Source organism: Streptomyces sp. NPDC007901 (assembly GCF_042959465.1).
In the GTDB taxonomy this organism is placed as follows: domain Bacteria; phylum Actinomycetota; class Actinomycetes; order Streptomycetales; family Streptomycetaceae; genus Streptomyces.
On record NZ_JBIBKW010000001.1, the window covers coordinates 391,532 to 404,881 of the forward strand.

15 protein-coding genes are annotated in these 13,350 nt (G+C 71.8%); 9 read left to right on the plus strand and 6 right to left on the minus strand.

Annotation, left to right across the window (positions count from 1 at the left end; translation table 11 throughout):
• Positions 1 to 80: 80 nt before the first annotated feature.
• Positions 81 to 437 carry a YciI family protein gene (locus ACFZDK_RS02035; RefSeq protein WP_390968819.1) on the plus strand — a complete coding sequence of 119 codons (357 nt, stop codon included), beginning with the start codon at positions 81 to 83 and terminating at the stop codon, positions 435 to 437.
• A 43-nt stretch (positions 438 to 480) separates the two neighbouring features.
• Positions 481 to 1,743 carry a sigma-70 family RNA polymerase sigma factor gene (locus ACFZDK_RS02040; protein ID WP_390968821.1) on the plus strand — a complete coding sequence of 421 codons (1,263 nt, stop codon included), beginning with the start codon at positions 481 to 483 and terminating at the stop codon, positions 1,741 to 1,743.
• Positions 1,744 to 1,781: 38 nt separating this feature from the next.
• Here ACFZDK_RS02040 and ACFZDK_RS02045 read toward each other — a convergent pair whose 3' ends face one another.
• The gene (locus ACFZDK_RS02045; protein WP_390968823.1) at positions 1,782 to 2,771 is read right to left on the minus strand and encodes a WYL domain-containing protein; all 990 of its coding nucleotides are present in this window, start codon (positions 2,769 to 2,771) and stop codon (positions 1,782 to 1,784) included.
• Positions 2,772 to 2,874: 103 nt separating this feature from the next.
• On the opposite strand from ACFZDK_RS02045, the gene ACFZDK_RS02050 reads away from it, so the two are divergent.
• On the plus strand, positions 2,875 to 3,273 hold the full coding sequence (locus ACFZDK_RS02050) for a VOC family protein (RefSeq protein WP_390968825.1): 399 nt from the start codon (positions 2,875 to 2,877) through the stop codon (positions 3,271 to 3,273).
• On the opposite strand, the gene ACFZDK_RS02055 is transcribed toward ACFZDK_RS02050, so the two are convergent.
• Positions 3,274 to 4,449 carry an SAM-dependent methyltransferase gene (locus tag ACFZDK_RS02055; RefSeq protein WP_390968827.1) on the minus strand — a complete coding sequence of 392 codons (1,176 nt, stop codon included), beginning with the start codon at positions 4,447 to 4,449 and terminating at the stop codon, positions 3,274 to 3,276.
• Between the two features lie 90 nt (positions 4,450 to 4,539).
• On the opposite strand from ACFZDK_RS02055, the gene ACFZDK_RS02060 reads away from it, so the two are divergent.
• The 4 genes from ACFZDK_RS02060 to groL all read left to right on the plus strand — a co-directional run bounded on the left by ACFZDK_RS02060 (position 4,540) and on the right by groL (position 8,533).
• Positions 4,540 to 5,421, plus strand: coding sequence for a polysaccharide deacetylase family protein (locus ACFZDK_RS02060; protein WP_390968829.1), 882 nt, complete (start codon positions 4,540 to 4,542; stop codon positions 5,419 to 5,421).
• Complete coding sequence (locus tag ACFZDK_RS02065) at positions 5,418 to 6,224, plus strand: polysaccharide deacetylase family protein (protein WP_365694248.1); 807 nt, start codon at positions 5,418 to 5,420, stop codon at positions 6,222 to 6,224. The genes ACFZDK_RS02060 and ACFZDK_RS02065 overlap by 4 nt, the downstream gene beginning before the upstream one ends.
• Before the next feature lie 248 nt (positions 6,225 to 6,472).
• Complete coding sequence (groES, locus tag ACFZDK_RS02070) at positions 6,473 to 6,781, plus strand: co-chaperone GroES (protein WP_004955293.1); 309 nt, start codon at positions 6,473 to 6,475, stop codon at positions 6,779 to 6,781.
• Between the two features lie 126 nt (positions 6,782 to 6,907).
• Positions 6,908 to 8,533 carry a chaperonin GroEL gene (gene groL, locus ACFZDK_RS02075; protein ID WP_390968832.1) on the plus strand — a complete coding sequence of 542 codons (1,626 nt, stop codon included), beginning with the start codon at positions 6,908 to 6,910 and terminating at the stop codon, positions 8,531 to 8,533.
• A gap of 87 nt (positions 8,534 to 8,620) precedes the next feature.
• Here the strand turns inward: groL and ACFZDK_RS02080 are convergent, their stop codons facing one another.
• The 3 genes from ACFZDK_RS02080 to ACFZDK_RS02090 form a co-directional block, all read right to left on the minus strand.
• Positions 8,621 to 9,328, minus strand: a complete 708-nt coding sequence (locus ACFZDK_RS02080) for an ester cyclase (protein ID WP_390968834.1) — start codon at positions 9,326 to 9,328, stop codon at positions 8,621 to 8,623.
• A gap of 80 nt (positions 9,329 to 9,408) precedes the next feature.
• The gene (locus tag ACFZDK_RS02085; protein WP_390968836.1) at positions 9,409 to 10,182 is read right to left on the minus strand and encodes an SDR family NAD(P)-dependent oxidoreductase; all 774 of its coding nucleotides are present in this window, start codon (positions 10,180 to 10,182) and stop codon (positions 9,409 to 9,411) included.
• 97 nt (positions 10,183 to 10,279) lie between these two features.
• Complete coding sequence (locus ACFZDK_RS02090; RefSeq protein WP_390968838.1) at positions 10,280 to 10,960, minus strand: MOSC domain-containing protein; 681 nt, start codon at positions 10,958 to 10,960, stop codon at positions 10,280 to 10,282.
• 79 nt (positions 10,961 to 11,039) lie between these two features.
• Between ACFZDK_RS02090 and ACFZDK_RS02095 the strand changes: the two genes are divergently transcribed.
• Positions 11,040 to 11,939 carry a LysR substrate-binding domain-containing protein gene (locus ACFZDK_RS02095; RefSeq protein WP_390968840.1) on the plus strand — a complete coding sequence of 300 codons (900 nt, stop codon included), beginning with the start codon at positions 11,040 to 11,042 and terminating at the stop codon, positions 11,937 to 11,939.
• Positions 11,940 to 12,004: 65 nt separating this feature from the next.
• On the opposite strand, the gene ACFZDK_RS02100 is transcribed toward ACFZDK_RS02095, so the two are convergent.
• Positions 12,005 to 12,334, minus strand: a complete 330-nt coding sequence (locus ACFZDK_RS02100) for a WhiB family transcriptional regulator (RefSeq protein WP_123974752.1) — start codon at positions 12,332 to 12,334, stop codon at positions 12,005 to 12,007.
• 381 nt (positions 12,335 to 12,715) lie between these two features.
• Here ACFZDK_RS02100 and ACFZDK_RS02105 point away from each other — a divergent pair, with 381 nt between their 5' ends.
• Positions 12,716 to 13,327: a response regulator transcription factor gene (locus ACFZDK_RS02105; protein ID WP_003948568.1), complete on the plus strand. Its 612-nt coding sequence runs from the start codon at positions 12,716 to 12,718 to the stop codon at positions 13,325 to 13,327.
• Positions 13,328 to 13,350 lie beyond the last annotated feature (23 nt).

The window sequence follows — 13,350 nt, forward strand, 5'->3', positions numbered from 1 at the left end:
CGTGTCGATCCCGGCGGACCCCGTTCGACGCAAGGGTGAGAGGCGGGAGAAGAGCCCGCCGTCCTACCGAAGGAGTCACCATGCCCCGTTACCTGTCGCTCGTGCGGATCGAAGAGGCCTCCGCTCCCGCCGAGGGCCCCAGCGAAGCGCTGATGCAGCGGATGGGCGAGCTGATCGAGGAGGTCACCAAGGCCGGCGTGATGCTGGACACCGCCGGGCTGACGCCGTCCGCCGACGGCACCCGGGTGCACTGGGAGGGCGGGAAGATCTCCGTCACCGACGGGCCGTTCACCGAGTCCAAGGAGGTCATCGGCGGGTACGCGATCATGCAGTGCAAGGACAAGGCCGAGGCCCTGGAGTGGACCAAGCGGTTCCTCAAGGTGCACGAGGAGTTCTGGACGGTGACCTGCGAGGTGCGGGAGATCGCGGAGGGCTGACCTTCCTGGCGCACGTCCGACGGTGGGTGTTGCATGGGGGGCTGTGAGCACACAGCCCCCCGCCGAGGCAGGCGCCCGCCACACCATCGAGACCGTCTTCCGCCTGGAGTCGCCCCGCGTGATCGCCGGCGTCGCCCGGATCGTCCGGGACGTCGGCATCGCGGAGGAGCTGGCGCAGGACGCCCTGGTCGCCGCCCTGGAGCAGTGGCCGCGCGACGGGGTGCCCGACAACCCGGGCGCCTGGCTCATGGCCACCGCCCGCCACCGCGCCGTCGACCTGATCAGGCGCCGGGAGAACTACGCCCGCAAGCTCGCCGAGATCGGCCGCGGCACGGAGACCACCGCCCCGCCCGAGGAGCCCGCCGACCCGGACGACATCGACGACGACCTGCTCCGGCTGGTCTTCACCGCCTGCCATCCGGTGCTGTCGCCCGAGGCCCGCATCGCCCTCACCCTGCGCCTCCTCGGCGGCCTGAGCACGGCCGAGATCGCCCGCGCCTTCCTGGTCCCGGAACCGACGATCGCCCAGCGCATCGTCCGCGCCAAGCGCACCCTCGCCGCCAGGAACATCGCCTTCGAGGTGCCGTACGGCCCCGACCGCGAGGCCCGGCTCGGCTCCGTGCTCGACGTCATCTACCTGATCTACAACGAGGGGTACGCGGCCACGACGGGCGACGACTGGCTGCGCCCGGCGCTGTGCGAGGACGCCCTGCGGCTGGCCCGGGTGCTGTCCTCCCTGATGCCGAAGGAGCCGGAGGTGCACGCCCTCACCTCGCTGCTGGAGTTCCAGTCCTCCCGGACCGCGGCCCGCACCGGCCCCGGCGGCGAACCGGTCCTGCTCAAGGACCAGAACCGGCGCCGCTGGAACCGCATGCTCATCGCCCGCGGGATCAGGGCCCTCGCCCGCGCGGACGCCACCGCGACGGGCGCCCCGGGACCGTACGCCCTCCAGGCGGCCATCGCGGCCTGCCACGCGCACGCCTACGCCTACGAGGAGACCGACTGGACGGCCATCGCCACGCTGTACGGACTGCTGGCCGTCCGGGCCCCGTCCCCCGTCGTCGAGCTGAACCGCGCGGTGGCGGTGTCGATGGCCCAGGGCCCGGCGGCGGCCCTGCCGATCGTGGACGCGCTGACCGCCGAACCCGCCCTGCGCGACTACCACTTGCTGCCCAGCGTCCGAGGCGACCTGCTGGCCCGCCTCGGGCGCACGGCCGAGGCCCGCGCGGAGTTCGAACGGGCGGCGGATCTGGCGCGCAACGAACGGGAGCGGGAGCTGCTGCGGCGGCGGGCGGAGGAGGCCTAGGGCCGCCGCCGGTCCCGTGCCGTGAGCTTCTCGTGCGGTCAGCTCCGGCGGGCGTACGACGTGAGGCGGTCGGCGAACGCGGTGACGAGGTCGCGCAGTTCGGCGGGTCCCTCGACGGCGAACGGCCGGTCGAGCGAGGCGAGGACCGGGGGCAGCCAGTCGAGCCGTTCCGCCCGCAGCTCGACGCGCCGCCAGCACTCGGCCGCCGGGTCCCCGCCCGGCCCGGGCGGCTCCTTCGCGATGCTCGCGACGCTCGCGGGGAGGCCGGCGCGGATCTGCCCGACCGTCCCGTGGATCCGCAGGGTCACCCGGTGCCGGTACTCGGCGGTGGCGAACCCCGCCAGCACCCGCTCCGCCGGACCGGGGCCCTCGGGAACCTCGAACGAGCCGGGCAGGATCCTCGCGGCCGCGATGCGGTCGAGCCGGAAGGTCCGGTCCTCGCCGAGACCGGCGTCCTCGCCCGTGACGTACCACCGGCCCGCGTGGGCGACGATCCCGTAGGCGTGCAGGGTGCGTCCGCCGCGCCGGCCGTCGCGGTCGGTGTAGTGGACCGAGAGCGGCCGGCGGTGGCGGACCGCGTCGGCGACGGTGAGCAGCACCTCGGCGTCCGGGGCGTCGAACTCGCCGGGCCGGTCCGTGAAGTCGAGTGCGTCCAGGAGCGTGTCGAGCCGGCCCGCGAGGTGCCGGGGCAGCACCCGCCGGATCTTCGCCGCCGCCGTCTCGCCCGCCGTGCGCTCCGCCGTCGTCAGCCCGGTCCGGCGGCCGGCGACCAGGCCGAGGAGCACGGCCAGCGCCTCTTCGTCGCTGAGCATGAGCGGCGGCAGGCGGTGTCCGGGGGCGAGCCGGTAGCCGCCGTAGCGGCCGCGCACCGACTCCACGGGCACGTCCAGGTCGATCAGCTGGTCCACGTACCGCCGCACGGTGCGGCCTTCGACGCCGAGCCGGTCGGCGAGTTCGGCCACCGTCCGGGTGCCGCCCGACTGCAGCAGCTCCAGGAGGGTCAGCACGCGGCCGGTGGGTCGGGGCATGCTCGCAGCCTAACGCGAATAGAGGACCGATTCTGTCCACTATTTCTCCTAGCCTGCGCGGTGCACGCCTTCCCGCACAGCACAGCACGGCCAAGGAGATCCCATGGACTTCGTCTCGATCCGCATCATCACCGGCGACGTGGCACGCCTCGTCGGGTTCTACGAGCGCGCCACCGGGGCGCGGGCGGCGTGGGCCACCGAGGACTTCGCCGAGCTCAGGACCGCCGGCGCCACCCTCGCGATCGCCGGCACCCGCACCGTCCCGCTGTTCGCCCCGGACTCGGCCCGCCCGGCGGCCAACCACAGCGTGATCACGGAGTTCCTCGTCGACGACGTCGACCGCGTCCACCGGGACCTCGCCGACTTCGTCACCGACTTCGTCGCCGGGCCCACCACCATGCCCTGGGGCAACCGGTCGCTGCTCTTCCGCGACCCCGACGGCAACCTCGTCAACTTCTTCACCCCCGTCACCCCGGCGGCCGTCGAGAAGTTCGCCCGCTGACTAGGGCCGGGCCGGGTGGCCCACGAGCATCGTCGGTGCCCCCGCCACCCGGGTCAGGAACACGGTCGCCGCGTTCGGGCCCTGCGGCTTGACCTTCCGGCGCAGCTCCTCCGGCTCGACGGCCGAGCCCCGCTTCTTCACGGTCAGGATCCCGACCTCGCGCTCCCGCAGCAGCGCCTTCAGCTTCTTGACGTTGAACGGGAGCTGGTCCGTGATCTCGTACGCCGTGGCGTAGTCGGTGGCGTGGAGCGCGTCGGCCGTGATGTACGCGATCGTCGGGTCGATCAGGCCTCCGTCCAGTTCCTCGGCCACCTCGGCGACCAGGTGGGCGCGGATGGCGGCGCCGTCGGGCTCGTACAGGTACCGCCCCACGGGCCGGGCCTCCGGGTCGGGCAGGCCCCGGCCGAGCAGGGTGCGCGGGCCGGGCAGGAGGGTGGCGCGGACCGCTGCGGGGGCGCCGGTGCCGAACCAGAGGACCGCCTCCTTCACGTCCCCCGCGTCCGAGATCCACTCCGCCTCGGCGTCCGCCGGGACCGCCTCGTGCGGGATGCCGGGGGCGACCTTCAGCGCGGCGGTGTGCGCGGCCTTGCGCGCCGCCTCGACCGCCCAGGACAGGGGCGGTGAATAGGCCTCCGGGTCGAAGACGCGGCCACGGCCGCCGCGCCGGGCCGGGTCGACGAAGACGGCGTCCCAGCCCGCCGTGTCCACCTCCGTGACGTCCGCCTCCCGGACCTCGATCAGGCCGGCCAGGCCCAGCGCGTCGGCGTTCACCCGCGCGGTCCGCGCCGTCACCGGGTCCCGGTCCACGGCGAGCACCCGGATCCCGGCCCGCGCGAAGGCGATCGCGTCGCCCCCGATCCCGCAGCACAGGTCGGCGACGGAGGACACGCCCAGCGCCTTCAGCCGCTCCGCCCGGTACGTGGCGACACTCGCCCGCGTCGACTGCTCGACCCCGTTCGGCGTGAAGAACATGCGGTCCGCGTCCGCCTCGCCGAACTTCGCCGCCGCCCGCTGCCGCAGCCGGGCCTGGGCGAGCGCCGCCGACACCAGCTCGGCGGGGTGGGTGCGGCGCAGCCGGGTGGCCACGGCGAGTTCGTCGGCGGGCGCGGTGCCGCGCACCTCGGCGAGGAGGGCGTGGCCCTCGGGGGTGAGGAGGGGGGCGAGGTGGTCGTTCACCGGGTCATTGTCGGCCAGTCGGTGGATGGTTCGCCTCCGGCCGAGGTGTCTGCCCCGGTTCCGGGGAGGGGCCTGGAAGGATCCGACGCCATGCGAGCAGTCGTACAAAATGACAAAAATGGGTTCAGAGTGGGTGTGGCGGGCCTGCTGGCCGCCGCCGCCCTGGTGTCCGGCTGCGCGGGACCCGACGGTTCCGCCGCCCGCCCCGCCGCCGGCCAGCAGCCGCACCGGAACGCCGCCGCCGACGCCCACGCCGCCCTGGCCGCCGCCGCCAAGCGCTGGGGGCTGAACGCGGTCCCCCTGCGCCCCCCGGCCCCGCCGACGCAGAAGCCGAGGATCACCGCTCGCGACGGGTTCGAGGTGGACGGGCAGGAGGAGGACGAGCTGCCCCCGGTCTTCACCACGGTCCCGACGAAGCAGAAGGTCGTCTTCCTGACCATCGACGACGGCTCGGAGAAGGACCCGGAGTTCCTCCGCATGATGAGCGACCTGCGGATCCCCTACACCGCGTTCCTCAGCAACTACCTGGTCAAGGACGACTACGGCTACTTCCGGAAGATGCAGGCCGAGGGCCACACCCTCAACAACCACACCCTGACCCACCCCTACCTGCCGGGCCTGACCTACGAGGAGCAGAAGCACGAGATCTGCGGCATGCAGGAGATCATGAAGCGGGAGTTCGGCAAGGCTCCGACCGTCTTCCGCCCGCCCTACGGCAACTACAACGGCGACACCCTGCGCGCCGCCAAGACCTGCGGCATCAAGTACGCGCCCATCTGGGACGAGGAGGTGTTCGTCGACCACTGGGAGTACCGCGAGTGGGACCGCGGCCTGCACCCCGGTGACATCGTGCTCACGCACTTCCGGGGCCGCAGCGACTGGGACGGCACGATGGTCGACGACATGCGCCGCTTTCTGAACAAGGTCACGCGCGAGGGCTACGCGGTGGCGCGCCTGGAGGACTACCTGTGAGCCGCGCGAGGGCGACGGCGGCGTTCCTGGCCGCCGTCGCCCTCCTGCTCGCGGGCTGCGCCCAGTCCGTGGACCCCATCGAACGGCTCGGCAGGAAGGCGGCCGACGGGGTACGGCCGCACGGCCCGGCCGGCGAACAGGCCTACCGGCACTGGGGCCTGAGCGCGCCCCTGCCGGCCGCCCCGCGCCCGCCGTCCCACCCGCTCTCCTTCCGCTCGGCCCTCCCCCCGGTCGTCGACCACATCCCCACCGCCGACCGGGTGGTCTTCCTGACCTACGACGACGGCGCCGAGAAGGACCCCCGCTTCGTGGACATGGTCCGCGAACTGCGCCTGCCCGTGACGATGTTCCTCACGGACAGCGTGGTCGGCCCCGGCTACGGCCACTTCGCCCGTCTCCAGGCGGTCGGCGCGAGCGTCCAGAACCACACCCTCGACCACCCGGCCATGCCCGGGCTGCCCTACGCGGGCCAGCGCGCCGAGATCTGCGGACAGCAGGAGAAGCTGAAGTCCCGCTTCGGCATCCGCCCGTACCTCTTCCGCCCGCCCTACGGCACCTACGACACCACCACGCTCCGCGCGGCGGCCGACTGCGGGGTGACGGCGGTGGTGCTCTGGCGGGCGGCGATGACGGCCGACACTCTCGCCTTCAGGAACGGCGAGAAACAGCTCCGCCCCGGCGACATCGTCCTGGTCGGCCCCGACGAGGCCATGGGCCCGGCCCTGCGGGAGCGCACGGCCCGGCTGCTGCGCCGGGTGCAGGCGAGCGGGCTGACGGTGGGGCGGCTGGAGGACTACCTGTAGCCGGCTGGAGGGACTGCCCGCAGACGGGTTTTCCGGTCCGGCGACCCGGTTTTTTCGGCGCCGCGCCGCAGGCAATTGGCACTCCGCTTGACCGAGTGCTAATCGCGGTCATAGTCTCGGCTCTGGCACTCGGCAGATGAGAGTGCCAACAACGCGACGGGCAGGTCCGGCACCCGCGACGACGGATCCACCTGGTCGCCACCTCAGACAGTTAACCCCGTGAGATCTCCGAAGGGGGAGGTCGGATCGTGACGACCGCCAGCTCCAAGGTTGCCATCAAGCCGCTTGAGGACCGCATCGTGGTCCAGCCGCTCGACGCCGAGCAGACCACGGCCTCCGGCCTGGTCATCCCGGACACAGCGAAGGAGAAGCCCCAGGAGGGCGCCGTCCTCGCCGTGGGCCCGGGCCGTTTCGAGAACGGCGAGCGCCTGCCGCTCGACGTCAAGGTCGGCGACGTCGTGCTCTACAGCAAGTACGGCGGCACCGAGGTGAAGTACAACGGCGACGAGTACCTCGTCCTCTCGGCTCGCGACGTGCTCGCGATCATCGAGAAGTAAGCCTGCGACTTACCACCTCAAGCACTCCGCTTGAAGCTGCGCCCCTGGCCCCCGCGATCCTTTAGAAGCCGGGCGCCAGGGGCGCAGTCTTGTTCACCCCAGAATTCCGAGAGGGCTCCCGCTGCCATGGCGAAGATCCTGAAGTTCGACGAGGACGCCCGTCGCGCCCTTGAGCGTGGCGTCAACAAGCTTGCCGACACGGTGAAGGTGACGATCGGCCCCAAGGGCCGCAACGTCGTCATCGACAAGAAGTTCGGCGCCCCCACCATCACCAACGACGGTGTCACGATCGCCCGTGAGGTCGAGATCGAGGACCCGTACGAGAACCTCGGCGCGCAGCTGGTGAAGGAGGTGGCGACCAAGACCAACGACATCGCGGGTGACGGTACGACCACCGCCACCGTCCTGGCCCAGGCGCTGGTCCGCGAGGGCCTGAAGAACGTCGCCGCGGGTGCCTCCCCGGCCGCCCTGAAGAAGGGCATCGACGCCGCCGTCGCCGCCATCTCCGAGGACCTGCTCGCGACGGCCCGCCCGATCGAGGAGAAGTCCGACATCGCCGCCGTCGCCGCGCTGTCCGCCCAGGACCAGCAGGTCGGTGAGCTCATCGCCGAGGCGATGGACAAGGTCGGCAAGGACGGTGTCATCACCGTCGAGGAGTCCAACACCTTCGGTCTGGAGCTGGACTTCACCGAGGGCATGGCCTTCGACAAGGGCTACCTGTCGCCGTACTTCGTGACGGACCAGGAGCGCATGGAGGCGGTCCTGGAGGACCCCTACATTCTCATCAACCAGGGCAAGATCTCCTCCATCGCGGACCTGCTGCCGCTGCTGGAGAAGATCATCCAGGGCAACGCCTCGAAGCCGCTGCTGATCATCGCCGAGGACGTGGACGGCGAGGCCCTCTCCACCCTCGTGGTCAACAAGATCCGCGGCACCTTCAACGCGGTCGCGGTCAAGGCCCCCGGCTTCGGTGACCGCCGCAAGGCGATGCTGCAGGACCTGGCGATCCTCACCGGCGCCACGGTCATCTCCGAGGAGGTCGGCCTCAAGCTCGACCAGGTCGGCCTGGACGTGCTGGGCTCCGCCCGCCGCGTCACCGTCACCAAGGACGACACCACGGTCGTCGACGGCGCCGGCAACTCCGCCGACGTCACCGGCCGCGTCGCCCAGATCAAGGCCGAGATCGAGAACACCGACTCCGACTGGGACCGCGAGAAGCTCCAGGAGCGCCTCGCGAAGCTGGCCGGCGGCGTGTGCGTGATCAAGGTCGGCGCCGCCACCGAGGTGGAGCTGAAGGAGAAGAAGCACCGTCTGGAGGACGCCATCTCCGCGACCCGCGCCGCGGTCGAGGAGGGCATCGTCTCCGGTGGTGGCTCCGCGCTGGTCCACGCCGCGAAGGTCCTGGAGGGCGGCCTCGGCAAGACCGGCGACGAGGCGACCGGTGTCGCCGTCGTCCGCCGCGCCGTCGTCGAGCCGCTGCGCTGGATCGCCGAGAACGCCGGCCTGGAGGGTTACGTCATCACCTCCAAGGTCGCCGAGCTCGAGAAGGGCCAGGGCTTCAACGCCGCCACCGGCGAGTACGGCGACCTGGTCAAGGCCGGCGTCATCGACCCGGTCAAGGTCACCCGCTCCGCCCTGGAGAACGCCGCCTCCATCGCCTCCCTGCTCCTGACGACCGAGACCCTGGTCGTCGAGAAGAAGGAAGAGGAGGAGCCCGCGGCGGCCGGCCACTCCCACGGCCACGCCCACTGAGCACCGCCTCGGCGTCGCACGAAGCCCCCGTCCCCGGTCGTCCGCCGGGTACGGGGGCTTCGCCCCTCGCGGGCTTTCACTGTGGTCTCAGTTCTCCAGCGCGTCCAGTGCGCCGAGCTGACCCATCAGCCCGAGCCGGTCGTACTCCCACCAGCCCTCGGCGATCTTCCCGCCGGAGTCGAAGCGGTGGATCGTCGTCCCGGTCATCCTCACCAGCCCCCGGGTGTTCGGCAGCCCCAGGAACTCCGCCTTCTGCCGCCCCTTCCAGATCCACCGGGTGCACACCCGGTCGTCCTGGGTGAACTGGTCCTCGACATGGAACGTGAAGTCGAAGGCGCCCCGCCACATCTCGATCTCGCGCCGTGCCGCGTCCATGCCGATGGTGTCCTGCTCGTTGCCCGGGTCGTGGCCGTGGTAGTCCTCCGCGAGCAGACCGTCCAGCGGAGCCAGCGGGCCGCCCGCGGCGATCGTCTCGAAGAACCGCCGCGCGGTACCGGCGTACAACCGCTCGTCGCGCACCACGTCCAGGTCGGTGAACGTCGGCGTCCCGTCGCAGAGCGCCAGCAGGTCGTGGAAGACCTTGTCGGTCTCCGGGAGGGTCGAGTTCCGCATCGCCTCCTCGTACGACGGGAACTCCACGATCTCCACGACGTGCGACGCGTCGGAGCGGTCCCGGCCGACCACCGCGTGCGTCGCCGTCCGCTTCCCCTTGGTCTGCTCGACCCACCTGTCCAGCAGCCGTTCCATCTCGGTCAGCCGGCTGGTCCTGCACTCGATGAGCTGCACGAACGTCATGACACCGCCTCCGGCCCCCCTGGGTCCGGTCCCGCTCGCCCATTTTCCCACCGGACCGGCCGCGGCTCCTGCTGGCGGGCCTACCGCGGCCCGTACTTGCGGCCCGTCTTCGAGCTGATGCCGCCCACCAGCCCGTGCGGCGCCATCTTCGCCAGGCCCGTCAGCACCTTGTAGCGCGGATCCGGGATCGACAGCGTCTTGCCGCGCGCGAGGTCGGCCAGCGCCGCCGCCACCAGCTTGTCGGCGTCCAGCCACATCCAGCCCGGGATGTTGTCGGTGCCCATCCCGGCCCGCTCGTGGAACTCCGTACGGACGAACCCCGGCGCCAGCGCCATCAGCCGCACCCCGCTGTCCGCGAGATCGCGCGCCGCGCCCTGGGTGAACTGCACGACCCACGCCTTGGAGGCGCCGTACGTACCGCGCGGCACGAAGGCCGCCACCGAGGCCACGTTGACGACCCCGCCGCGCCCGCGCTCCCGCATCGCCTCCGTAGCCGCCGCCGTCAGCCGCAGCACCGCCTCGCAGTGCACCTTGAGCATGCGCAGCTCGTCGGCCATCGGCACATCGAGGAACCGGCCCTTGTTGCCGAAGCCCGCGTTGTTGATCAGCAGGTCGACCGGGTTCCTGCGGTCGCCGAGGCGGGTGGCGACCGCCTCGATGCCGGTGTCCTCGGCGAGGTCGGCGGTGAGCACCTCCGCCTCGATGCCGTGCCGGTCGTGCAGTTCGGTCGCCTGTTCGCGCAGCCGTTTGGTGTCGCGTGCCACCAGGACGAGGTTGTGCCCGTCGGCCGCCAGCCGCCGCGCGAACGCGGCACCGATCCCCGCGGTCGATCCCGTAATCAGAGCCGTTGTCATGACCCAAGGGTAGTTACCCGGACTGACGGCGTCCGCTGTGCGCACCGGCTCTCCCGATGGGTGAAGCACGGGTGAACGGCGTGCGCGTGACGGCCGTTCAGTCCCCTGCGGTTGCCGACCGCGCCGCCACGTACGTGCGGGCCTGCGCCAGCGTCTCCGAGTGCAGCGCCTCGCCCGCCGCGAGCACCCGCGGCAGCAGCTCCCGCTCGGTGGTGACGGCGCGGAACTGCATCGCCACCGTCACCCCGTGCTCCGGACGGCGCACGACCTCGATCGGGTCGCCGGCCCTGATCTCACCCGGTTCGATCACCCGGAGGTAGGCACCGGTCGCACCCTTCCGCGTGAACCTCTTCACCCATCCCCGTTCGCCCAGATGGCCCTGAAAAGTACGGCACGGGATGCGCCCGGAGGTGACCTCCAGTACGACCTCGGAACCGATCCGCCAGCGCTCGCCGACCAGCGCATCCGACACGTTCAGCCCGTTTGTCGTGAGGTTCTCACCGAAACAGCCGTTCGGCAGCGGCCGGCCGAGCTCCTTCTCCCAGTCGTCGAGGTCCTCGCGCGCGTAGGCGTACACCGCCTGGTCGTAGCCGCCGTGGTGGCGCAGCTCGCACACCGTGTCCCCGGCCAGCCCGCTGCCCGCGGTCCCCTTCGGCCCGGGCGCCGCCACCCGCACCTGCCCGTCCACCGGGTGCTTGTCGATACCGGTCACGCCGTCGGCCTGGTCCGTGTGCGGCGACGGTGTCGGACGGCCGAGGTTCACCGAGAGAAGCTCCATGCTCCGACGGTACGGGAGCGCACTCAAAGCGTCGACGCGTTATCGGGAGCTCTGTCCAAGTCCGCCTTATGCTCGAAAGATGATCGAGGCCCGTCATCTCCGCGTCCTGCGCGCCGTCGCCACCACCGGTTCCTTCTCGGCGGCGGGGCGCGAACTGGGCTGCACCCAGCCCGCCGTCAGCCAGCAGATGAAGGCCCTGGAGAGCTCCGTGGGCACCCCGCTGCTGGTCCGCAACGGCCGCGAGATGCGCCTGACCCAGGCCGGCGAGGCCCTGGTCCGGCACGCCTCCGGGATCCTCGCCGGACTCACCGCCGCCGAGGAGGAGGTCGCCGCCATCGCCGGGCTGCGCGCGGGCCGGGTCCGGCTGGTCTCCTTCCCCAGCGGCAGCTCCACCCTGGTCCCGACCGCCCTCGCCGCCCTGCGCGCGGCCCACCCCGGCACCCGGGTCTCGCTGGAGGAGGCCGAGCCGCCGAACTCCGTGGACCTGCTGCGCGCGGGCGACTGCGACATCGCGCTGGCCTTCCGGTACGAGGGCGCGGCGGACGCCGAGGAGTGGGACGACCTGGTGGTGCGACCGCTGCTGACGGACCGTCTGGTCGGCCTGGTGCCGGAGGGGCACCGGCTCGCCCGCGCGGAGTCCGTCGCCCTCGGGGAACTCGCCGACGAGCCCTGGATCGCAGGCTGTCCGCGCTGCCGGGGACAGCTCGTCCAGGCGTGCGAGAGCGCCGGCTTCACGCCCCGTATCGACTTCGCCACCGACGACTATCCGGCGGTGGTCGGCCTGGTCGGCGCCGGTCTGGGAGTGGCCGTGCTGCCCCGGCTGGCGATCGAGTCGGTACGCCCGAGGGGGGCCCGCGCGGTGGCCCTGGAACCCGCGGTGCGACGGGAGATCGTCGCCCTCACGCTGCCCGACCTGGCGCAGGTGCCGGCCGTGGCGGCGACGCTGGAGCAGCTGGGCCGGGCCGCCCGGTGGGCGTAGCGGAGTCGGGCACGCGCGCGTGCCCGATCGTGGGTGGATTGTCAACGATATGCAGAAACGTTCTTTCAGGTGTCGGAGGCGGAGCCGCCGCTGGTTGTCGATGCCGACACCAGCCTGTTGCGCGCCCGCCCCATGAGCTCTTCGCGCTCGTCCTCGGTCAGGCCGCCCCACACGCCGTACGGCTCACGGACCGCCAGCGCGTGCGCCGCGCACTCCGCGCGGACCGGGCACCTCATGCAGACCTCCTTGGCCGAGTTCTCACGAGCACTCCGAGCCGCCCCGCGCTCGCCCTCGGGATGGAAGAAGAGCGAGCTGTCGACCCCGCGGCAGGCGGCGAGGAGCTGCCAGTCCCACAGGTCCGCGTTCGGTCCGGGAAGGCGGGAGAAATCTGCCATTACGTGACCCCTTGTAGCCGTTCTGGGCGGATACGGTGCCAACGACCGTACATCTCCGGTCTAGAGAGATGAAAATATGACTCATTGGCAATCTAGCCCCAGACACCGTGAAACAGGAAGAAAAAGGGCTAAATGGGGCATTGGATGTGATGAAAAGTTGAGGGTCTGACGTCCATGTCTGCACCGTGTCCGCCCCCTCACGTAGAGTGCCGAAGACGGCACGCAGCCCCGTAACTCTTTCGAGTGACCGTCGTTGAGAGTGCGGAGGCGGTTGAAACAACAAGCGCTCGGGCAGGCGTCCGAGACGGTCGACCGCACAGGTGACGATTCCGTACCAGCCTGGAGGCTCAAGGTGACGCGCATCAGCTGCGGAGGGCGGTCATGACATCCGTCCTCGTCTGCGACGACTCCCCGCTTGCCCGAGAGGCGCTGCGCCGCGCGGTCGCGACCGTGCCCGGCGTCGAGCGCGTGACGACGGCTGCCAACGGCGAGGAAGTCCTCCGCCGCTGGGGTGCCGACCGCTCCGACCTGATCCTGATGGACGTGCGCATGCCCGGACTGGGCGGCGTCGAGACCGTGCGCCGGCTGCTGTCCGCCGACCCCGGCGCGCGCATCATCATGCTCACGGTCGCCGAGGACCTGGACGGGGTGGCCCTGGCCGTCGCCGCCGGTGCCCGCGGCTACCTGCACAAGGACGCCTCGCGCGCGGAGCTGCGCGCGACCGTGACCCAGGCCCTCGCCGACCCGACCTGGCGACTGGCGCCCCGCCGCCTGCGCTCGGCCGAGATGGGCGCCGCGCCCACCCTCACCGCGCGTGAGATCCAGGTCCTGGAGGGCATGAGCCACGGCCGCTCCAACGCCGAGATCGGCCGCGAGCTGTTCCTCTCCGAGGACACCGTCAAGACGCACGCCCGGCGCCTGTTCAAGAAGCTCGGCGCCTCCGACCGCGCTCACGCGGTGGCCCTCGGCTTCCGCTGGGGACTGGTTCGCTGATACGGCGGTGAGCTGCGCCGCAG

Bases quoted from the DNA above. Each gene is read 5' to 3' on its own strand.
- ACFZDK_RS02035 (WP_390968819.1), top strand. From the start codon at position 81: ATGCCCCGTTACCTGTCGCTCGTGCGGATCGAAGAGGCCTCCGCTCCC.
- ACFZDK_RS02045 (WP_390968823.1), bottom strand. From the start codon at position 2,771: ATGCCCCGACCCACCGGCCGCGTGCTGACCCTCCTGGAGCTGCTGCAG.
- ACFZDK_RS02050 (WP_390968825.1), top strand. From the start codon at position 2,875: ATGGACTTCGTCTCGATCCGCATCATCACCGGCGACGTGGCACGCCTC.
- ACFZDK_RS02060 (WP_390968829.1), top strand. From the start codon at position 4,540: ATGCGAGCAGTCGTACAAAATGACAAAAATGGGTTCAGAGTGGGTGTG.
- groL (WP_390968832.1), top strand. From the start codon at position 6,908: ATGGCGAAGATCCTGAAGTTCGACGAGGACGCCCGTCGCGCCCTTGAG.
- ACFZDK_RS02080 (WP_390968834.1), bottom strand. From the start codon at position 9,328: ATGACGTTCGTGCAGCTCATCGAGTGCAGGACCAGCCGGCTGACCGAG.
- ACFZDK_RS02085 (WP_390968836.1), bottom strand. From the start codon at position 10,182: ATGACAACGGCTCTGATTACGGGATCGACCGCGGGGATCGGTGCCGCG.
- ACFZDK_RS02090 (WP_390968838.1), bottom strand. From the start codon at position 10,960: ATGGAGCTTCTCTCGGTGAACCTCGGCCGTCCGACACCGTCGCCGCAC.
- ACFZDK_RS02095 (WP_390968840.1), top strand. From the start codon at position 11,040: ATGATCGAGGCCCGTCATCTCCGCGTCCTGCGCGCCGTCGCCACCACC.
- ACFZDK_RS02100 (WP_123974752.1), bottom strand. From the start codon at position 12,334: ATGGCAGATTTCTCCCGCCTTCCCGGACCGAACGCGGACCTGTGGGAC.
- ACFZDK_RS02105 (WP_003948568.1), top strand. From the start codon at position 12,716: ATGACATCCGTCCTCGTCTGCGACGACTCCCCGCTTGCCCGAGAGGCG.